Source organism: Bradyrhizobium sp. CCBAU 11434 (genome assembly GCF_028128895.1).
Lineage (GTDB): Bacteria > Pseudomonadota > Alphaproteobacteria > Rhizobiales > Xanthobacteraceae > Bradyrhizobium > Bradyrhizobium zhengyangense.
Map to the genome: position 1 here is coordinate 806,973 of NZ_LBJX01000011.1, position 19,280 is coordinate 826,252.

The following is a 19,280-nucleotide window of genomic DNA, read 5'->3' on the forward strand; positions in this document are numbered from 1 at the left end:
TCAATCCCTAGCTCTCCGGAGAGGCGACGCCGTTTGAATCATGGGATTTGGGGTATTCATCCATCGATCGGACTCGATCTACGATGACAGTCCCGCTGAACGATATCAGTTTCCCAGTCAGTATCTCCGCCGCGTTGAAGCCTGCATAGGCGATTGGATCATCTATTACGAGCCGAGCAAAGTGGCCGAGACGCGCGGCTATTTTGCGATTTCTCGGGTTCAGCAGATTATTCCTGACCCGGGCACTCCAGGGATGTATCTCGCTCTGATCGAGCCTGGAAGCTATCTCGATTTTGCCAATCCGGTTTCTTTCAACGGGCCGACTGGTCCAGTAGAGCGCGGTGTCCTGAATGAGCAGGGACGAATTTCCGGACGTGCTCAATCGGCAGTCCGTCCCATCTCACCCGAAGATTTCAATAGAATATTCGAACTTGGTTTCGCGGAAGGTGCACCGCTGCTGCCCCGCGTTGATGCCGATGTTCGGTTGGCCGAGCTCGATGAAGGGGAACAGGCGCCGTTCATATTCGAGCAGCAAAGAGATCGCGTCAGCCTTTCCGTATCGCGAGCTCTGCGCGATCGCGTATTTCGTCGGATCGTGCTGCGCGCCTATGATGAACGCTGCGCCATTACCGGATTGAAGCTCATCAACGGAATGGGGCGCGCAGAAGTTGCGGCGGCGCACATTCGGCCTGTCGAGGCAAATGGGCCGGATATCGTTAGCAATGGGATCGCCCTCTCAGGTACGGCTCATTGGATGTTCGACCGTGGTCTGATCACCTTAGCCGACGATCTAGAAATACTTATCTCGCGTCAGACAAATGACCAGGAAGGAGTCCGGTCGATCATCAATAGGACCGGTCGTGCTCTTGAGCCGAGAAGACCGTCTGATCGGCCTCATCCGCACTTCTTGAAATGGCATCGCGAGAACTGCTTCAAGCAATGAGTCGGTTGGATGGGTATCGCTTTGCTCCACCCGTCCTTCGAACTCTGGCAAGCGGGCAATATCGATAGTAGCGGAGGGGTTGCATGGGTGAGGACGACAAGAAGACGTTCCCTCCGAAATTTACGATGATGAGAAATACGAGGAGATTGAACCGGGGGGAAGTGGCTTCAGAGTTTCTGGAGCAATGGTTCGCCCAAGCGTGGCGTGCCCATGGGCCTAAGGCGCTTCCGCCATATATCGGCCACCACGATAGCTATTTCAAGATCGAGCTGGCCACCGGCGAGAAGACGAATTGGGACGTGCTCGTTGCGCGAGCAAAGGCTGGGCTCGCCTCATAGTCTCTCAGAAGTGATGTAACCCTGAGAAAGCCAGTATCCGAGCCTGGCGCAGCTGTCGCTGCATCGGGCGTCTACTACGAACGTATCTCCTGCGCGATCTCCCACATATGACCTGACGGATCGGCAAAGGCGGCGGTGCGGCGGCCCCAGGGGCGATCGATGGGACCGTTCACCAGGTCTACGCCATTTTGCCGGAGCTTCGCGCAGGCTTCATCGACATCGGCGACGCGAATGGTCATGAGCATGCGAGGCCCGGCGCTTGAAGCCGCCGGCACCATCGGCTCCACGAGCTGCGGTGCCTCCGTCGCCTGCAGCAGATTGACCATGACGCCCCCGAGCCCGATCACGCTGCATACGGCGTCGGAATAGATCGGCCTCGCGTCGAACACCGCCTCGTAGAATGCCCGCGTGCGCGCGAGGTCGTCAACGAAGAGCGTCACGCACTCCAGATTGTTCAAGCTGTTCATTTCGAGGGACCTCGGTTGACCAGGCGGTGTTTTGACAAAAGATAATGACGTATTTGGAAATAAGGAAGCGGATCGCCATTTCGCGATATCTTGCCAAACCGCAAGATCGGTCGAGCGCGTCGTGGCCATTCCGGCCTAACTCATGCCGCCACGAAAGGAAGGACGATGACGGCAGCGCTGCAAAACTATCGGGACCGGATGCGGCGGGTGCTGGACTATATCGACCGGCATCTCGACGCTGATCTGGACCTGGAAACGCTGAGCGGCGTTGCCGCCTTCTCGCGGTTTCATTTCCATCGGCAGTTCACGGCGACCTTCGGATTGTCAGTGCATCGCTATGTCCAGCTCGCCCGTATGAAGCGCGCTTCCTACCTGCTGGCCTACAGTGACGCCGACAGCGTCACCGACATCGCGATGGATGCCGGTTACGATGCGCCTGATGCCTTCGCCCGTGCCTTTCGGCAGCGGTTCGGGCAGTCGCCGTCGTCGTTCCGCAACGCCCCCGAATGGGAGCCGTGGCTTGTGGCCTTCGGGCCTCTCGATATCGCAAGGAACAAGCTCATGAAGATCTTTACCACCGACGACGTGACGATCCGCGATGTGCCCCCCACGCGGGTGGCGATCATGGAGCATCGGGGCGACCCGGCAAGGCTCGGCGACACCGTCAGGCGGTTCATCGCCTGGCGCAAGGCTGCCGGACTGCATCCCCGGACAAGCCCGACCTTCAATGTCTGGCGCTCCGAACGGCGCCCGTCCTCGCCGGCCGCTTACAGCACGGACCTCTGTGTCGGGACCGACCAGCCGATCGAAGCGAATGGCGAGGAGATCAAGGCCGGCGAGATCCCCGGTGGGCGCTGCGCGGTGCTGCGGGTCGTCGGCTACACCGACAATCTGGAGCCCGCCGCGCTCTATCTCTATCGCGACTGGCTTCCGGCCAGCGGCGAGGAGGCGCGCGACTTCCCGCTCTATTGCCAGCGGCTGAGCTTCTTCCCTGAGGTGCCGGAGCACGAGACTGAAGCCGACGTGTTTCTGCCGCTGAAATAGCGCGCTGTGCCGATCCTGTATGTTGCCTGCCTATGCCGCCGCGAGGCCTTGTTCCAGGGTTCGCTTCTCGCGGCGGTACGTCTCGGTGATGGCGTTCGAGACGGCCTTGATGCGCGCGGCGCGCTTCATGTCCTGATGCATGATCATCCACAGCGCGCGCCGCGCCGGCGGCCGGTCGGGCCAGACGCGGACGACGTCAGGCGCGCGATCGCCGAGAAAGCAGGTGACCTCGGCGATGCCGGTATGGTTCGCCGCGGCGCGAAGCTGGATGAAGGGGCTGTCGGAGCGAAGCGCGACCTGCGCGCCCTCGATCGACTCCCCCATGAAGAAAGGGCCCATTGCGGTTGGCGTGCCGCTGTAGGTGATCAGGTCGAAACCCGCCAGCCCCTGGCCCGGCTTCGGCGCGCCCTTGCTCGCCAGATAGCGTTTTGAGGCGTACAGCGAGAAGGCGACGTCGCCGAGCTTCCGGCAGATCAGGTCCGAGGCCAAGGGCCGCGCGAACCTGACGGCGAGGTCGGCTTCGCGCCGCGCGATGTCGAGTGTGCGAACGCCGGTGATCAGGTCGACGCGCAGCTCCGGATGGGTCTTGCGCAGCGCTGCAATCGCCGGCGCGACCAGCTGGTAGCCGAGGGCCTCGGTCGTGGCGACGCGAACCGAGCCCTTCAGCAGCGCGTCATGTCCGGCGACGATGCGCTCGAGATCAGCAGCGGCGCTCTCCATCGCCGCGCATTGGCGCAGGATCGCTTCGCCGGCCGGCGTCGTGACGAATCCGTCGGGATTGCGGTTCAGCAGCGTCACGCCGAGCTGCTTCTCCAGCAGCGCAATCCGCCGCCCCACCGTGACATGACCGACGCCAAGCGTGCGCGCCGCCGCCGAAAGGCTGCCGGCACGCGATACGGCGAGGAAGAAGCGGATGTCGTCCCACTGCCAGGTCATGTGCGCTCCCTGTTCATTTCCGAACAACATATGTGAACAAATCGACCATACAAGCCGCGCCCCGCGCGTCTATGTGATCAGGCGCGGCCGACGCCGCCGTTTCAGAACAAGGAGGCCCGCCATGACCGCACTCAAGAGACCGATGGGCGCGCTGCGCAGCGTCGTCGTCGCATTCGTGCTCGCTTTGACAGGAGGATCATTGATGACCACCCCGGCCGCCGCCCAAACCCAAACCCAAACCCAATCCCAAACCCAAGCCGCTGCGCCCGCCGTAACTGGCGTATTCGTCATCCTGACCGTGAAGCAGGGCGTTGCCCGCGAGCAGGTGATGGCGGTGCTGCCGGCTGAAATCCGGGCGACGGTGCAGCTCTATCTCGGCGGGAAAATCCGCGAATGGTATTCGCGTGGCGATGGTCGCGGCGTCGTCTTGCTGCTGGACACCAGGGACGTCGCCGAGGCGCAGGCGATCATGGACGGGCTGCCGCTCGGCCAGGCGCATCTGATGGATCACGACTACATCCCGGTCGGTCCGCTGCAGCCGCTTGGCCTGCTCGTGGCCAATCCCGCTGCGACGAAGGGAGCACAGTGATGTCGAGGGAGCCGACGCTGTCTCGCCGCGACATGCTCTGGGCCGCGGGCGCGCTCACCACCGGTGTCGCATTGGCGCGGCCGTCGCGCGCTGCTGCGACCGGGCTCGCTGCCGAAAATGCTGAGCCGTCCTCCTGGGTGGATCCCGCGATGCCGGAGGTGAAGCATCGCATGATCGAGGCCAATGGCATCCGCCTTCACATCGCCGAACAGGGCGAAGGTCCGCTCGTCATTCTCTGTCACGGCTTTCCCGAGTGCTGGTACTCCTGGCGGCATCAGCTCGGCGCGCTGGCGAAGGCCGGCTTCCATGCGGTGGCGCCGGACCTGCGCGGCTATGGGCACAGCGACCGTCCGGGAGAGGTCGAGAAATACACGATCCTCCACGATATCGGCGATGTCGTGGGTCTCCTCGATGCCTTGGGCGCAAGGCAGGCTGTCATCGCCGGGCACGACATCGGCGCTGCGATCGCGTGGCAGGCGGCGTTGTTGCGCCCGGACCGCTTCCCGGCCGTGATCGCCATGAGCCCGCCGTTCCGGCCGCGCGCGTTCGGCGACAGCGTGGCGCCGCCGACCACGCTGATGCCGCGCAACGAGGATGCGGTGTTCTATCAGCTCTTCCTGCAGACGCCTGAAGCCGAAGCCGGGCTGGGCCGCGATCTGCGCCGCACTTTCCGCTCCCAGTTCTATCTGCAATCGGGCGATCGGCCGCCGTCGGCTTCAGGCGGATTTGCCGCCGGAATGGTGCCGCGCAAGGGCAATGTCCTGGCCGAGCCGCCGGCCTTGCCGCCATGGCTCACGGAGGCCGATCTCGACGTCTATGTCGAGGCCTATGCGCGAAGTGGATTCCATGGCCCGCTTGCCTGGTGGCGCAATGTCGATCGTGGCTGGGAGCTGATGTCCGCCTTCAACGGGGCGATGGTCACCGTGCCCGCGCTCTATCTCGTTGGCGACCGCGATTTCGTTGCTGCCGCATTTGGGCAGGATATCAAGAGGCAAGCAGCGTTCGTGCCGAAGCTCCGGCCGCCGATTGTGCTGCGGGATTGCGGCCACTGGACCCAGCAGGAACGCGCGGGCGAAGTCAGCGCCGCCATGATCGATTTCCTTCGGAGCCTCTAGGGCCATCGCCGATGGCGCGCCGGATGTTCCACTCTCTGGCGCTATCGCATGAATATAAGATTTGACTTATATTAGTGTAGATCGATATTCGTCCTCGCGCTCAACGACGGGGAGGACAGCAATGGAGATCGACGTCGCCAGGGCATTGGGGCTCGTGACGCGCTCGGTGCGCAATTTCGAGAAAGACGGGAAGCCGGCCAGCGCGGTGACGCTGACCAGGCTCTACGACACTGATGTCGAGGACCTCTGGGACGCCGTGACCAGCAAGGAACGCATTCCGCGCTGGTTCTTGCCGGTCGAGGGCAACCTTCAGACCGGTGGAAAGTACCAGCTGAAGGGCAACGCAGGCGGCACCATCACGGCCTGTACGCCGCCGACGCATTTTGCGGCCACATGGGAATTCGGCGGCGCCGTCAGCTGGATCGACGTCAGGCTTGCGGCGGAACGCAGTCAGGCGCGGTTGACGCTGGAGCACACCGCGATCATCGAGGATCACTGGAATCAGTTTGGCCCGGGCGCAGTCGGGATCGGCTGGGATCTCGCCATTGCCGGCCTCGAGCGATATGTTGCGACGGGAGCGGCAGTCGACCATGCAACGGCTGAGGCATGGATGGGCTCTCCCGCGGGCAAGGACTTCATGGCAAATTCGGGCGAATATTGGCGCGCGGCTCATGTCGCAAGCGGCGTCGATCCCGACACGGCGAAGCAGCGGTCGGACCGCACCATCGCGTTTTATCGCGGCGAGATGCCGCCCGACGTCGCACATCCGGGCACGGGAAGCTGATGCACGTCTTTGAGGTCCTCGCCGATCCCGTGCGCCGCCGCATCCTCGAGTTGCTGGCGCCGGGCGAAATGGCATCCGGTGAGGTTGTCGAAGTGATTGGAGCTGAGTTCGGCATCACGCAGGCGGCCGTATCGCAACACCTCAAAGTGCTGCGCGAAAGCGGCTTTGCCACAGTTCGCGCGGAGGCGCAGAGACGGCTCTATCAGGTTGATGGCGCGGGGCTTCGCGCGGTCGATGCCTGGGTCGGCCAGTTCAGGACTTTCTGGGAGCCGAAGCTCGACGCGCTGGCGACGGAGATCGCGCGCGGCAAGCGGGCGCGTCGGCACGCGCCATTGACGAAGCGGGGCGGGAAGAGAGCCTGACCGCTTCGTGGAGTGGAGAGCCCCGAAGGCGCTATCTCGATGCCGGATGCCATTCCGGCAGCTTTGGGAGTTCGGGATCGAGATAGTCCCAGGCATAGCCGCGCGAGCAGAACAACACGACGGACGGCCTGAATGTGCTGGCATCGTCCAATGTGCCGACATAGATGCCGATGTAGTCCGGCTTCTCCTCCGGCTTGTTGTAGATGGGCGAACCGCAGTTCGGACAAAAGCCTTTGCGCTTGACGGCGCCGCTGTCCGCGGCGCTTGCGATCTCGCGCACCTCGCCGGTCACGGAGACCGCCTGGCGCGCGAACACCAGGACCGAGCTGTGGCCGCTTCCGGTATCACGCTGGCAGTCCGTGCACTGGCATTGAAAGCCGCGGATCGGTGCGGCAGCGATGGTGTAGCAAACCGCGCCGCAGGCGCAGCGGCCGGAAAAATTCATTCGTCACTCTCCCGCGAAGAAGTCGACGGATTGCCATCATATCAGCCCAGACACGTTTCTCCACATCGAACAGCCGGCGCCGGCTCAAACAAGCTCGATGGACGGCACGTCAATCGCGCGACATCTTCTCAAACCGCTTCACCAGCCGCTCCCGCTTCAGCCGTGACAGCCGCTGGAGCCAGAACATCCCGTCAAGCTGATCGATCTCGTGCTGGTGGCAGACGGCGCGCAAAGCCTCGGATTCCTCGATCTGTGCGTTGCCGTCGAGATCCCAATAATTGATCCGCACGCGGGCGTGGCGCTGCACCTCGTCATTGACGCCGGGCATCGAAACGCTGCCTTCCTTGTGCATGATCATCTCGGGCGAGGCCCATGCGATCTCGGGATTGACGTAGGTCTGCGGGCCCGCCTTGGCATCGAGCTCGAGCACCACGACGCGCAGGGGCACGCCGATATGGGGCGCCGTGATGCCGATGCCGGGCGCGGCGCGCATCGTTTCAAGCAAATCCGCCGCAAGCTCGCGCAAGCCATCGTCGAAAGCGGTGACGGGGCGGGCGGGCACTGTGAGGCGGCGGTCGGGATAGCGGACGATCGGGCGAATGGCCATGAAGTCTCGGCGCCAGAGGCGCGGTGCAATCGAATTGTCGGGATGATGCCATGATGCCGGTGTTTTGCCCGACGTGTCAAATCGCGGCTTTGGCGCGGCAGGTTCCGGAGTCAGGAGTTGTCAGCATCAAAGTCGGTGTTCCCGCTGCGGCCGTCTACTGTGCATGGGGTTGTTTTCGCGTTTGCGGTGACCGGACGGGATTTCGGGCTCCGTCCGGCTGTGCGCGGTCGCGACGGTCTGCGAAATAAAGTAGGATCGCCTGTCTGCTTTTGCCATTTCCATTCGTCTTCCACCCAGACAGACCTGACGGGAGACCAAGATGACCTCTTCCAGATATCGCTGGGTGATCGTCGCCGCCGGCGGCTTGCTCGGATGCGTCGCCATCGGCGGCATGTTTTCGCTGCCGGTGTTCCTGCAGCCGATCGCGAAGGACACCGGTTGGTCGGTGACCGGCATCTCCAGCGCGATGACCATCGGCTTCCTGGCGATGGCCTGCAGCAGCATGATCTGGGGCACGCTGACGGACAGGTTCGGGCCGCTGCCGGTGGTGCTGACCGGGTCGACCGTGCTGGCGCTCAGCCTGTTCGCCGCCAGCCACGCGACCTCGCTGATCGCGTTCCAGTTCGTGTTCGGCCTCTTGGTCGGCGCATCCTGCGCTGCGATCTTTGCACCGATGATGGCGACCGTCACCGGTTGGTTCGACACCCATCGCGGCCTCGCCGTCTCGCTGGTGTCGGCCGGCATGGGCGTGGCGCCGATGACGATGGCGCCGCTCGCGGCCTGGCTGGTGTCGCATCATGACTGGCGCACCGCGATGCAGATCATATCGCTGGTGGTTGCCGTCGTCATGATCCCGGTCGCGCTCCTGGTGCGCCGTCCGCCGGCGCTCGCGCATCCGCAAGGTCAGGCAGCAGGCCCGGGTGGCCCGCAGGCCGACATGACGGTGGGCGAGGCGTTGCGCTCCCCGCAATTCCTGATCCTGCTCGCCACCAATTTCTTCTGCTGCGCCACCCATTCCGGCCCGATCATCCACACGGTCAGCTACGCCGTAAGCTGCGGCATCCCGCTGATCTCGGCGGTGACGATTTACAGTGTCGAGGGTCTCGCCGGCCTCGGCGGCCGCATCGCCTTCGGCCTGATGGGCGATCGCCTCGGTGCCAAGCGCGTGCTGGTCTCGGGCCTGTTCGCGCAAGCCTTCGGCGCGCTCGCTTATGTCTTTGCTCACCAGCTCACGACCTTCTACGCGGTCGCGACGGTGTTCGGCTTCATCTATGCCGGCACCATGCCGCTCTATGCCGTGATCATCCGTGAAAACTTTCCGCTCAAGATGATGGGCACCGTGATCGGCGGCACGGCGATGGCCGGCAGCCTCGGCATGGCGACCGGCCCGCTCGCCGGCGGCATGATCTACGATGCGTTCTCCAGCTACGCCTGGCTCTATATCGGCTCCTGGGCGATGGGCCTGGGCGCATTCCTGATGGCGATGACGTTCCGCCCGTTCCCGAAGCCGCAAGCCGAGCCGGCTCCAGCGCCCGTGGCGGCGTGACGAACTCTACGACCGGATCTGTTTCTCGAAGAACAGGTCCGGATACGGGTCGTCGTTGAAGCGCGGGATCTCGCGCCAGCCGGTGGTGCGATAGAGCTGACCGGCCTCCGGCAGCGCGCTGTTGGTGTCGAGCCGCAACAGCGCGATGCCGAGCGAGCGCGCGGCCTCTTCAGTCCTGTCCATCAGGCGCTTGCCCAGCCCCAATCCGCGCGCGGAAGGGGCAACCCACAGACGCTTGATCTCGGCATAGCCGTGATCGGTGCCCTTCAGGCCGACACAGCCGATCGGCAGCGTGTCCGACATCGCCACGATGAAGCTGCCGCGCGGCCGGCGCATGTCCTTGGCGTCAGGATCGCGTGACAGTGAAACGTCAAAGCCTTGTTTGAAGCGGCGGCCGAGCTCGGCGTAGTACTCAGCCAGGCAGTAGCGCGCCTCGTCGCTGCGCGGGTCCAATTCGGTGAGCGCGATGCGGTCGCGTGTCAGCGCGGAGGCGATTAAATCCATCGCCGCAAGCAGCGCCTCGCGTTGCGAGTTGCGGGCAAGAAAACCTTCGGCCTGACTGTTCGACAAGTCCTCATAGGCTGCGAACTCGCGCTTGCCTGTGCGCGTCAGGCTCGCCACGCGGCGCCGCGCATCATCCTCATGCGCGTGCGTCTCGATCAGGCCTTCGTCTTCCAGGCCGCGCAACAGTCGGCTCATCAACCCGGAATCGAGGCCGAGATAATCGCGGATCTCGCCGATTTCGGAGCGCCCGTGTCCGATCGCGTTGAGCACACGTGCCGCCCCGAGCGGCCGTCCGCGCCCGAGGAAGGACGTATCGAGCGCGCCGACGGCGGAGGTCACGGCGCGGTTGAAGCGGCGGACGCGGGAGATGGGGTCGAGCATTATCTGACTTTAGTCAGATAACTCCTTCAGTCAATGGCGAGCGGATGATCTCGTGGCGGCTGCGCCGCTGCGGCGGTTCTGGACCCCAAACCGGTCACCCTTCGGACCGGATCAGCTTGATATCCTGGTCGGCCGCCCAATCCGCAACATCCTCGCGCTTCAGCGCGGTTGCCATCAGGTCGGGAAACTGATCCGGCGTGCAGGCAAAGACGGGGATGCCAAGACTGGCAACTCTTGCCGAAAGCACGGGGTCGTAGGACGGACGGCCGGTGTCGGTCAGCGCCAGCAGCACGATCACGTTGATCCCGCGCGTCGCGAGCCGGGCCAGCCGGTCGACCAGCGCATCCGCATTGCCGCCTTCATAGAGATCGGTGATCAGGATCAGATGCGCCTTGGACGGGCGCTCGATGCGCTCCTCGCAATAGGCGACCGCGCTGTTGATGTCGGTACCGCCGCCGAGCTGAACGCCGAACAGGACCTCGACGGGATCGGCGAGGTCTTCGGTCAGGTCGACGATCGCAGTGTCGAAACAGACGAGCTTGGTCGCGACAACAGGCAGCGAGGCCATCACCGCCGCGAAGATCGAGGCATAGACGACGGAGCTTGCCATCGACCCCGACTGGTCTACGCACAGAATGACTTCCTCGAGATCGACGATGCGACGCTGCTGGCGCAGGAAGCCGATCAGCCGTTCCGGCACCACGGTGCGATACTCTGCCTGGTAATGGCGCAGATTGGCCTTGATGGTGCGCGGCCAGTCGATGTCGGCAAAGCGCGGGCGATTGGTTCGCAGCGAGCGATTCAGCGCACCACGGACCGCGTCCGCCGTGCGTCGCTCGAGCCGTTCCATCAGCTCGGCCACCACCTTGGCGATGATAATCCGTGCGGTCTCCTTGGTCTTCTCGGGCATCACACCACGCAGCGCGACGAGGTCGGCGATCAGGTTCACGTCGGCTTCGACGGTTGCGAGGAATTCCGGCTCGAGCAGCATCTGGCGCAGCCCCTTGCGCTCGAACGCGTCCTTCTGGATCACCTGGACCACAGGAGCCGGGAAGAACTCCCTGATATCTCCAAGCCATTTCGCGACACGGGGTGCCGAGCCGCCGAGACCGCCGCGGCCCTTCTTCGGCGCGTCGTCGCCGTTGCCGTAGAGCGCCGTCAAGGCTTCGGACATGCGGCGGTCGCTGTCGGAGAGCGCGCTTGTGTTTTCGGCATCCTCTGCGTCAACGCCGAGGGCCAGCGTCCAGCGGCGATTGCGCTCGTCGGTCTCGCTCATCGGGGGGCTCCGGCGTTCAGCAGCGCGATCACGCGCGCCTCGTGCTGCGGCCAGATCGCGGCGGCATCTGCGATCAGCCGATATCCTTTAGCGCCGCCGCTGTTCCGCGCAAACAACGCGTCCATCAGCCGCCTGCGCTCGTTGCGGTCCAGTGCCGAGAAGACGCGGCGAAACAGCGGCAGGCTGGCAGTGAAGGCGTCGTCATCGAGAGACAGCAGCCAGCCGTCGACCGCGCCGCGCAGCGCCGCGTCGTGGATCAGCCGCTGGCCTGCGCCCTCGAAGAAACCTTCGAAGAAACCTGCCGCGTCGGCAATTGGCGTGCCCGGCGACAGCATCCGCGCCAGCAGGTCGGCGGTGTGATCGGCCGCCAGCAACTCCGCCTCGTACAATAGCCGTGCCGCAGTGCCGGCGATCAGCCGGGTGGCCTGGCCATCGTGCAGCAAGGCCGTCAGCGCCGCGCGCCATCCGGCCACGACGTCGGTCTCGAGCTGGGCCAGCTGGATCGCCGCATCGCCCGCGAGGATGGCGCCGCGCAGCTTGGCTGCGGCAGGAACATCCAGATTGCGCGCGGCGTAGGGCAGGGCAAGCGCCGCCTGTACCACGATCCGCGGCATCAGGGCCGCGAGATGCTCGGCGGTGCCGGCACGCGCCTCGCCATAGCGCAGAATGTCGGCCATCGGCGGCAGCGCGTCGAGCAGCGACTGGCCGTCGCTGGTGAGGGCTGCCTTGGTTTCGAGCGCCGCGATGCCGGATTCGGTGGCCCCAGGCAGATCCGCGATCATGGCGTTGCGCACGAGGCCCGCCAGCGCGCCGAGCTCGCTCTCCTTGCCCATGGCTTCGATCAGGCGGCCGGCAGCGGCTTCCATGATGGTCGAGCCATAGAGCAGGTTCTCGACCAGCCGCACCGCGAATTCCGGCTCCCAGCGCAGCTGCCAGTTTTCGCGGAACGTCCCGCGGCTGCGGCCGGCGTCCGTCAACCGTCCCCAGGGCACGTCGAGCGCATTGAGCCGGTGCAGCAGCGTCGAGCGCATCAGCCCGCTTTCGCTGCGCAGATCGAGTGTCAGCGGCCGTTCGAGCGCTTCCGGTTTCAGCCTCGTCGCCTTCTGTTGTCTTTGGAGATCTTCCAGCAGCGGCGCCAGCGGCGTCGCCGACGGAATCGAGCCGACGCCCGCGCCGACCAGGAGCTCGGCGGCGATGTCGTTCCACATGGCGCGCTCGCCGTTGCACAGGCACGCGATCGCCGCCTGGCGCAGCTCCTCGAAGCCGGGCGAGGGCCGTTCGCGCAATGCCGCCAGCGCCACGCCGAGACGCTGCGCCTCGATCACGGAGGCGGTCGAGACGAAATGACCGCGATCGCGCAGCACACGCGTTACCTTGGCAAGCCAAAGGGCGACGCGGTCGCCATCGTGCGTCTCCCAGAGATGCGCGCACCAGCCGGGCGCGACCACGCCTGCGCCATAGCCGCTCGCGCGCGACAGGCGCGGCGCGGTCCACGGCGCCCAGGTCGCCTTGATCTTCGTCTTCGGCCGCCCCTTGAGCAATTCGCGGTCGGCCGCGAGGCCGCGACGCTCGGCCAGCGCCGGCACGTGCCAGGCGCCGCAGACGACCGCGACGGCACCGTCGCACTCCTTCGCCGCCTTGGCGATCTCGATCCGCATATGCGCCTCGCGCGCGGCCTCCCGGGTCGATACCGGCTTTTCGTCCGCGCGCAGCGCCGCCATCGCATCGGCCACGGCCGCGAACACAGGACCTGTCGCTGGATTTTCCTCGATGACGTCGGACCACCAGGACTCGCCGTCGTCATAGCCAGCAGCGGTAGCGAGCGCCCCGATCGGATCACGGCTGACCGGATCCTCCTCCGATCGCGCGGCAATTTCCCCGGCGATGTCCGCGGCTGAGGCTCCCAACCTGTCGGAGGCAGGCAGATCGATGAAGCGCAAGGCCGCGCCGTGCCGCACGGCCCAGCAGGCGGCTTGGTATTCCGGTGAATAGGCGGCGAAGGGAAAGAAGCTGGCGTTGGCCGGATTGTCTTCGGCGTAAGTGAGCAGCGCTACCGGCGTCACCATTTCGGGGGAGGCGAGCATCGACAGCAGGTCGGAGGCATCCGCAGGGCCCTCGATCAGCATCGCGACGGGCTGGAGCGCGTCGAGGGCTTCGACCAGCCGCCGCGCTGATCCCGGCCCATGGTGCCGGATGCCGAAGAGATGGACGTCGCCGGCCATGATGTCAGATCAGATCGGTCAGCGAGGCATAATAGCCTTCGAAGCCGCGCTTTTTCTTCAGCACGGTCTCGAGATATTCGCCGAGCACCGCGGTGTCCTGCACGGGATCCTTGACCACCGCGCCGATCATGTTGCTTGCCAGCGTCTCCGGCGTCAGCTTGCCGTCGTTGAAGAAGGTTGCCTGGCTGATGCCGCCGACCATCACCGCGATCGCCTCGGCGGTCGAAAGGCCGCCGGAGGGAGATTTCAGCGCGACCTTGCCGTCCTCGGTCGAGCCCGAGCGCAACTCGCGGAAGATCGCGACAACCCGCGCCACCTCGTCGGCGACGTTCTTCGGTGCGGGCAGATCGAGGTTCTGCGCCATCTCGCCGACGCGCTTGACGACGATCGACACTTCTTCCTCGGCGCTGTCAGGCAGCGGCAGCACGACGACGTTGAAGCGGCGCTTGAGCGCGGATGACAGCTCGTTCACGCCCTTGTCGCGATTGTTGGCGGTCGCGATGATGTTGAAGCCGCGCTGCGCATAGACGGCGGTGTTGAGCTCCGGGATCGGCATCATCTTTTCGGACAGTACAGTGATCAGCGTGTCCTGCACGTCGCTGCCCATGCGCGTCAGCTCCTCGAAGCGACAGAGCTTGCCGCCCTCCATTGCGCGCATCAGCGGGGTCGGCACCAGCGCTTCTCGGCTCGGTCCGTGGGCAAGCAGCTGGGCATAGTTCCAGCCGTAGCGGATCTGGTTCTCGTCGGTCCCTGCGGTGCACTGGATCACGAGCGTGGAATCGCCGGTGACGCCGGCGGCCAGATGCTCGGAGACCCACGACTTGGCCGTGCCGGGCACGCCGAGCAAGAGCAGCGCACGATCGGTCGCAAGCGTCGCAACGGCGGTCTCGATCAGCCGCTTGTCGCCGACATATTTGGGTGTGATCGTGGTGCCGTCGGCCGCCTTGCCGCCCATCAGATAGGTCACGACCTGGCGCGGCGAGAGCGCCCAGCCCGGCGGGCGATGCCCTTCGCCGGCGGCGAGCGCCTTCAGCTCGCTCGCAAAGCTGTCCTCGGCGGGTAACCGCAGTTTCTCGCTCATGGCTTCTCTCCTTGATCGTCCAACGCGGCGTTGAGCCGCAGCATGTCGAGGCGCGGGTCGCCTTGCAGTAGGCCCGCAGCCGTCAGGCGCTGCGAGGTCTGCTGCGCCGCCGCCCGCGAGGCGAGCACGCCCAGCGCGTGAAATTCCTCAGCATGGTCCGACGGCTTGGCGTCGTCGCGCCTGATCTCGGCCAGCAGTTTTGCGCCAGCCGGCGCCGAGAGCGGATCGTCGAGGCGCGCCGCAACGCCGGCGATCACCTGCGCTATCTCGAAGCGGAAACCGTGCGTGCGCAAACCAGCCACGGCGAATTTGGCTCGCTCAGTGGGGGCGAGACGCGGTGCAAGCGCCACGATGAGGCCGGTCGCATCATGTTCGCTGACGATCTCGGCTGCCTGTACAAGCTGCGCATCGGTGCCGGTCTCTACAATCAACTTGATCAGCCCGGCATCGGCCGCCGGGTCCACCTTCCAGTCCCAGGCAGCGATCAAGTCCTGCGGGGCAAGGCCGAGCGCGCCGGCGAACGATGTCAGGTCGGTGCCGTCGAGCAGGGCTTTCCGTCGTTGCCATTGTGCCGGCGTTTTGGGCGTTTGAAAGTCGATCACGCGGGAGCGGCGCAGCAGCCCCTTCGTCTTCACCGAGAAGAAGCCGGCAAGCTCCGCGATATCCTCGCCCGCGGCGGGACCGTGGCCGAGACGGGCGAGCATGGATGTTGCAAGCGCCTTGACCTTCAGCGCGCGATCGTTCGCTACGAGGCCTTCCAGAAAGGCAACGTCGTCATCGGACAACCGCTCCGAAAGCAGGAACACCAGGCGCAGCCGCGCATCGGCATTTTCGTTGCCGACTTTTGCTTCAAGCAGCGCGCGTGCCGCTGATGGATCGCGCCGCCTCAAGCCGATCAACGCGGCCTTGCGCGCGGCGGGCCAGAAGTCTTCCCAATTCTCTGCTGTGATCTGGTCGTTCGTCTGTCGCTGCGTCGTCGCGCCGGCAGCGGTGAATGCGCTCCAGTCGCGCCACGGGGCGTAGACATCGGGCGCGTCCTCGTCGCTTGCATCAGGCATCCAGTCGGCAGGATGGGTCGTCCAGCCGCGTGCGGCGAGGAAGTGGACGAGCTCGGTTCTGGACGCTGCGTCCTTGCTCGCCGCAAGGATCCGGCGCACCAGCGGTCGCAGCGCCTCTGCCACGGTCGGCAGTGCAAGCGGGGGAATGTCGGGCAGCACGCGCAGCGCAGACGCCGGCTCGGCCGTCACGGTTGCGCCGAGGAATTGGCCGGACAGAGCGAGCAGCCGCAACTCGGCCTCGACGGGATCGTCGCCAAGTTCAGTTCGCCAGAACGAAGCCGCAGCGGCTGCGGTCGAACCCATGGTCCAGCGCGTCACGACCGCGCCCATGGCCTCGAAGATCGCTTCTGCGCCCGCTGTTTCAGTCATGGCCGTCAATCCGACCCCAGGGAGACTGTGCGGCAAGGATCGTGAGTCGGTTGCCCGACCAGATCGCGGCGGTGCGCGTCAGCTCCGTGCCGGTTAGCAAGCCCTCAGCGCTGCCTGCGACGGGCAGCGTGGCCGTGCCATCGGCGGCTCGCCACCAGGTGGCCCCTGAATCGTCACGTGCGATCCGCCCCTGCGGGAGAAGCAGGGGAAGCTCGATCATCCACGGCTCGGCCAGCAGCGGCCGCGTCAAGGCATCGGAGAGCGTGTGACCCGGCGCGGGCCATTCGGACACAAGCGTCTCATCCGCGGCGTCGCGCCGCACGAGCAGGGCGCGGAGCGGTTGCTGCGACGGATAGAAGACGAGCTCGCCCCGGAAGCGCTCGCCGGTGGTGAAGACCGAACCGCGCCGTCCGGCACTGGCCGGAAAGAAATCGAGCAGCATGGCGAAGCGCGGGCCTGACGCGGCAAGGTTGAGCAGCCATGTGGTCTGCGAGACCAGACCGTCGCGGCGCGTCTGCACCTGCTCGGCGAGAACCTCCCAATGCCCGTTCACGCGCGGCGACTGAGGATCGGCCAGCACCGTCTCGCGTGTCTCCGATGTCGCAACGGCGCGCCGGATCTCGGCGTCACGTGGCGTTGCCCGGAAGGCGCGCGCGAGCAGTACCAGCTTGCCAAGCTCAACGACCGCCCCGCGCGGCCGGTCGCCGGCGGCGAGCGCGAGCAGGCGGGAGGGCAATTCGTCGATCCGGCTGGCGAGCGCCGCGGCCTTGCCGTCGACCAGGCGCGCCGCGATGCGCCGGCATCGCGCCGTGGCATCATCGATGAAGCCTGACAATCCCAGGCGGAGCTGATCGCCGATCCATTGCTCGAGCGCATCCAGCGCATCGAGGATCGCGCGCTCGGTGTCTTCGTTGCGCTTGGCCGCCTGCGCCTCGCGCCGTGCGGCATCCTTCGGATCTTCGGGCGCTTCGGGCTCGAGGGCGCGTGCGGCGCGCAGATCCTTGTCGACCGCTGGGGCGCCAGCGCTCGCCGGCTTTGCGGCTGAGGTGCCGCGCCTGCGCCCGAGCCAGTCGCTGACCCAGGCCGGCGCGTCGGCGGGCGCGAACGGCACGATCGATTCCGCATTCAGCCACAACAGGCCGAGCACATGTTTGCAGGGAAATTTGCGCGACGGGCAGGTGCACTTGTTGCCGAGGTCACGCAGGTCCGCCATCACCCGGTAGGGATTGGCGCCGGAGCCCGCGCATTCGCCCCAGATCAGCGCGCCATCCGGGCTGCCGCCGACGCCAGACCATTTCGCCGGCTTGGCAAGGCCGGCGGCCGCCTTGAGCGAGGATTGATCGGTAGCGAGTTGCTCGACCGCCTTCAGATCAATCGCCACGCCGGCTTCCCAATTCGAATCCAGGACCGGCAGTATATCGGGGCAGGATGAAAGCTCAATGTCGCCGCGCGCAGACGATCCGCTGCACGCGGAGATCGTCACGCGGGTCCGGTGTGAGGCGACGCAAGCCCAAGCTCCTTGCGCTTTTTGATTGTCAGCTTCGCCACGATCAGCCCGTGGGCCTGCGCCAGATAGGCCGTGAGCTGGGCATCGGGCAGCGCGTTGTTGCTGACGAGCTGCACCCATTTGGCCCGCGCGAGATAGGGCGCAGGCCGCGCCAGGCCGTGCTCGATCAGCATGGCATAAGCCATGTTCGAGACCTTGAACATGTAGCCGCCGGTCTCGGCCGTATAACCGCCGCTCAGCGCGAACATCTTGCCGCCGACCTTGAACACGGAGGTGCCTTCCCACTGCACCACCTTGGTGGCGGCGGGCAGGCGCAGGCAGCGTGTTTCGAAGCTCTTGGGAGTCATGCGATTGCACTAGCGGACATCGGCGCACCTTTGTGGCAGCATGCATGTTCCAACCGAGGATGGAATGCCATGTCGCGCGTGTCGATCAAGACCCGAAACGATCTGCCGGAAGCATTGCGGCCGCTGTGGGACAAGATGACGACCTATGGTGCGTTCGAGAACCAGGCCGGTGCGATGGCGCATCGCGCGCCGATCTTCAAGCACATGTGGTCGCTGCTGGTCGATCTCGCCAGCGACGGCATGATCTCGAAGCGCCATCTTGAGCTGGCGCTGGTCACGGTGTCACTGCTCAACAATTGCGATTACTGCGTTTCGCATCACGCACCCAAACTCGCGGTGCAGGGCGTGTCGGAGGAGGGCGCTGCGCGCCTCGTTGATTACAAGGATCATCCTGAACTCGACGAGCTCGACAAGCTCGTCGTCGAATACTCCATTGCTGTGACCAACAACTGGAACCGGACGCGCGACGAGATCTTTGCTCACCTGCGCACCCATTTCTCCGAAGCCCAAATCGTCGAGCTGACCTGGCGCATCGCGCTGTGCGGTGCCTTCAACCGCTTCAATGACATTCTTCAGCTCGAGGTCGAGCCGGGCGGGTCCCACAGCGAGGCAGCCGAGTAGCGGCCGTCGGTCGCTGCTCCCGCTGGCGGATGATCACGGATCGGTGATTTGCGCCCCGGCTATCGCAAACTATATCGTAAGATATGTTTTGAGAAGGAGACGTACGATATGTTCGGCAAACACCGAGACCACAGAGACTTCCATTTCGGGCACTTCGCCCATTTCGCCATGGGCCGGCACGGCGGGCGGCATCGCTTCGGCCGCGGCGGCCATGGCTTTTTCGGACGCGGCGGCGACGATTTCCCGGGCGCACGACGGCTGTCCTCGCAGGACCTCCAGCTCGTGATCCTGGCCCTGCTCGCCGACAGGCCGGCGCATGGTTACGAGCTGATCAAGATCATCGAGGAGCGGTCGGAGGGATTTTATACGCCGAGCCCCGGCGTGATCTATCCGGCGCTGACCTATCTCGAAGAGGTGGGTCATGCGAGCGTCGCGCAGGATGGCGGCCGCAAGCTCTACAGCATCACGCCGCAAGGCGAGGCGTTTCTTGCCGAGCAGCGCGGCACCGCTGATGCAATTCTGCAAGCGCTGTCGCGGATCGGACGGCGCATGGACGAGGTGCGCGAGGCTTTTGCCGGCGTCAGCGATCTCGATGCGGATGCCTCTGACGAATTGCATCGCGCCCGCCACAACCTCAAGCGCGCGCTGCGCAGCAAGCATGGCAGCGATTCCGCCGAGGCGCGTCGCATCGCCGGCATCCTGGAGCGCGCGGCGGCTGAAATCCTCGGCAAGTGAGGG

The 19,280-nt window shown here is 65.3% G+C and carries 21 protein-coding genes; 10 read left to right on the plus strand and 11 right to left on the minus strand.

The window, feature by feature from the left end; translation table 11 throughout:
• The first annotated feature begins 40 nt into the window (after positions 1 to 40).
• Both XI06_RS11255 and XI06_RS11260 read left to right on the plus strand, forming a co-directional pair.
• On the plus strand, positions 41 to 943 hold the full coding sequence (locus tag XI06_RS11255; RefSeq protein WP_237869457.1) for an HNH endonuclease: 903 nt from the start codon (positions 41 to 43) through the stop codon (positions 941 to 943).
• Positions 944 to 1,026: 83 nt separating this feature from the next.
• Entirely contained in the window at positions 1,027 to 1,281 is a 255-nt protein-coding gene (locus XI06_RS11260) for a hypothetical protein (RefSeq protein WP_271605321.1), read from the plus strand.
• Positions 1,282 to 1,355: 74 nt separating this feature from the next.
• Here the strand turns inward: XI06_RS11260 and XI06_RS11265 are convergent, their stop codons facing one another.
• A complete protein-coding gene (locus tag XI06_RS11265) occupies positions 1,356 to 1,748 on the minus strand; it encodes a VOC family protein (protein ID WP_271605460.1) in 393 nt (130 codons plus the stop codon).
• Positions 1,749 to 1,913: 165 nt separating this feature from the next.
• Here XI06_RS11265 and XI06_RS11270 point away from each other — a divergent pair, with 165 nt between their 5' ends.
• A complete protein-coding gene (locus XI06_RS11270; RefSeq protein WP_271605322.1) occupies positions 1,914 to 2,792 on the plus strand; it encodes an AraC family transcriptional regulator in 879 nt (292 codons plus the stop codon).
• A gap of 30 nt (positions 2,793 to 2,822) precedes the next feature.
• On the opposite strand, the gene XI06_RS11275 is transcribed toward XI06_RS11270, so the two are convergent.
• Positions 2,823 to 3,728: a LysR family transcriptional regulator gene (locus XI06_RS11275; RefSeq protein ID WP_271605323.1), complete on the minus strand. Its 906-nt coding sequence runs from the start codon at positions 3,726 to 3,728 to the stop codon at positions 2,823 to 2,825.
• 121 nt (positions 3,729 to 3,849) lie between these two features.
• Between XI06_RS11275 and XI06_RS11280 the strand changes: the two genes are divergently transcribed.
• The 4 genes from XI06_RS11280 (at position 3,850) to XI06_RS11295 (ending at position 6,578) form a co-directional block, all read left to right on the plus strand.
• Positions 3,850 to 4,317 carry a hypothetical protein gene (locus XI06_RS11280; RefSeq protein ID WP_271605324.1) on the plus strand — a complete coding sequence of 156 codons (468 nt, stop codon included), beginning with the start codon at positions 3,850 to 3,852 and terminating at the stop codon, positions 4,315 to 4,317.
• A complete protein-coding gene (locus XI06_RS11285; protein ID WP_237890170.1) occupies positions 4,317 to 5,432 on the plus strand; it encodes an alpha/beta fold hydrolase in 1,116 nt (371 codons plus the stop codon). Before XI06_RS11280 ends, XI06_RS11285 begins: the two co-directional genes overlap by 1 nt.
• 121 nt (positions 5,433 to 5,553) lie before the next feature.
• Positions 5,554 to 6,216, plus strand: a complete 663-nt coding sequence (locus XI06_RS11290; protein WP_237869445.1) for an SRPBCC family protein — start codon at positions 5,554 to 5,556, stop codon at positions 6,214 to 6,216.
• Positions 6,216 to 6,578 (plus strand): ArsR/SmtB family transcription factor, encoded by a 363-nt coding sequence (locus tag XI06_RS11295; RefSeq protein WP_237858467.1) that lies wholly within the window; start codon positions 6,216 to 6,218, stop codon positions 6,576 to 6,578. Before XI06_RS11290 ends, XI06_RS11295 begins: the two co-directional genes overlap by 1 nt.
• A 31-nt stretch (positions 6,579 to 6,609) precedes the next feature.
• Here the strand turns inward: XI06_RS11295 and XI06_RS11300 are convergent, their stop codons facing one another.
• Together XI06_RS11300 and XI06_RS11305 are read right to left on the minus strand one after the other, a co-directional pair.
• Positions 6,610 to 7,023, minus strand: a complete 414-nt coding sequence (locus XI06_RS11300; RefSeq protein ID WP_237890171.1) for a GFA family protein — start codon at positions 7,021 to 7,023, stop codon at positions 6,610 to 6,612.
• Between the two features lie 109 nt (positions 7,024 to 7,132).
• A complete protein-coding gene (locus XI06_RS11305; protein ID WP_237869443.1) occupies positions 7,133 to 7,630 on the minus strand; it encodes a peptide deformylase in 498 nt (165 codons plus the stop codon).
• 319 nt (positions 7,631 to 7,949) lie between these two features.
• On the opposite strand from XI06_RS11305, the gene XI06_RS11310 reads away from it, so the two are divergent.
• Positions 7,950 to 9,176 (plus strand): MFS transporter, encoded by a 1,227-nt coding sequence (locus tag XI06_RS11310; protein ID WP_237890172.1) that lies wholly within the window; start codon positions 7,950 to 7,952, stop codon positions 9,174 to 9,176.
• A gap of 6 nt (positions 9,177 to 9,182) precedes the next feature.
• Here XI06_RS11310 and XI06_RS11315 read toward each other — a convergent pair whose 3' ends face one another.
• The 7 genes from XI06_RS11315 to XI06_RS11345 form a co-directional block, all read right to left on the minus strand.
• On the minus strand, positions 9,183 to 10,061 hold the full coding sequence (locus XI06_RS11315) for a bifunctional helix-turn-helix transcriptional regulator/GNAT family N-acetyltransferase (RefSeq protein WP_271605325.1): 879 nt from the start codon (positions 10,059 to 10,061) through the stop codon (positions 9,183 to 9,185).
• Positions 10,062 to 10,155: 94 nt separating this feature from the next.
• Positions 10,156 to 11,337, minus strand: coding sequence for a VWA domain-containing protein (locus XI06_RS11320; protein ID WP_271605326.1), 1,182 nt, complete (start codon positions 11,335 to 11,337; stop codon positions 10,156 to 10,158).
• A complete protein-coding gene (locus XI06_RS11325) occupies positions 11,334 to 13,559 on the minus strand; it encodes a DUF5682 family protein (RefSeq protein WP_271605327.1) in 2,226 nt (741 codons plus the stop codon). The genes XI06_RS11320 and XI06_RS11325 overlap by 4 nt, the downstream gene beginning before the upstream one ends.
• Before the next feature lie 4 nt (positions 13,560 to 13,563).
• Positions 13,564 to 14,640, minus strand: coding sequence for an ATP-binding protein (locus XI06_RS11330; RefSeq protein ID WP_237890176.1), 1,077 nt, complete (start codon positions 14,638 to 14,640; stop codon positions 13,564 to 13,566).
• Positions 14,637 to 16,067 carry a DUF5691 domain-containing protein gene (locus XI06_RS11335; protein WP_271605328.1) on the minus strand — a complete coding sequence of 477 codons (1,431 nt, stop codon included), beginning with the start codon at positions 16,065 to 16,067 and terminating at the stop codon, positions 14,637 to 14,639. The genes XI06_RS11330 and XI06_RS11335 overlap by 4 nt, the downstream gene beginning before the upstream one ends.
• Entirely contained in the window at positions 16,060 to 17,448 is a 1,389-nt protein-coding gene (locus XI06_RS11340) for an SWIM zinc finger family protein (RefSeq protein ID WP_237890178.1), read from the minus strand. The genes XI06_RS11335 and XI06_RS11340 overlap by 8 nt, the downstream gene beginning before the upstream one ends.
• A gap of 98 nt (positions 17,449 to 17,546) precedes the next feature.
• Positions 17,547 to 17,921, minus strand: a complete 375-nt coding sequence (locus tag XI06_RS11345; protein WP_237890179.1) for an MmcQ/YjbR family DNA-binding protein — start codon at positions 17,919 to 17,921, stop codon at positions 17,547 to 17,549.
• Positions 17,922 to 17,990: 69 nt separating this feature from the next.
• On the opposite strand from XI06_RS11345, the gene XI06_RS11350 reads away from it, so the two are divergent.
• A complete protein-coding gene (locus tag XI06_RS11350) occupies positions 17,991 to 18,542 on the plus strand; it encodes a carboxymuconolactone decarboxylase family protein (RefSeq protein WP_237890180.1) in 552 nt (183 codons plus the stop codon).
• 108 nt (positions 18,543 to 18,650) lie between these two features.
• Positions 18,651 to 19,277: a PadR family transcriptional regulator gene (locus tag XI06_RS11355; protein ID WP_271605329.1), complete on the plus strand. Its 627-nt coding sequence runs from the start codon at positions 18,651 to 18,653 to the stop codon at positions 19,275 to 19,277.
• The last annotated feature ends 3 nt before the right edge of the window (positions 19,278 to 19,280 follow it).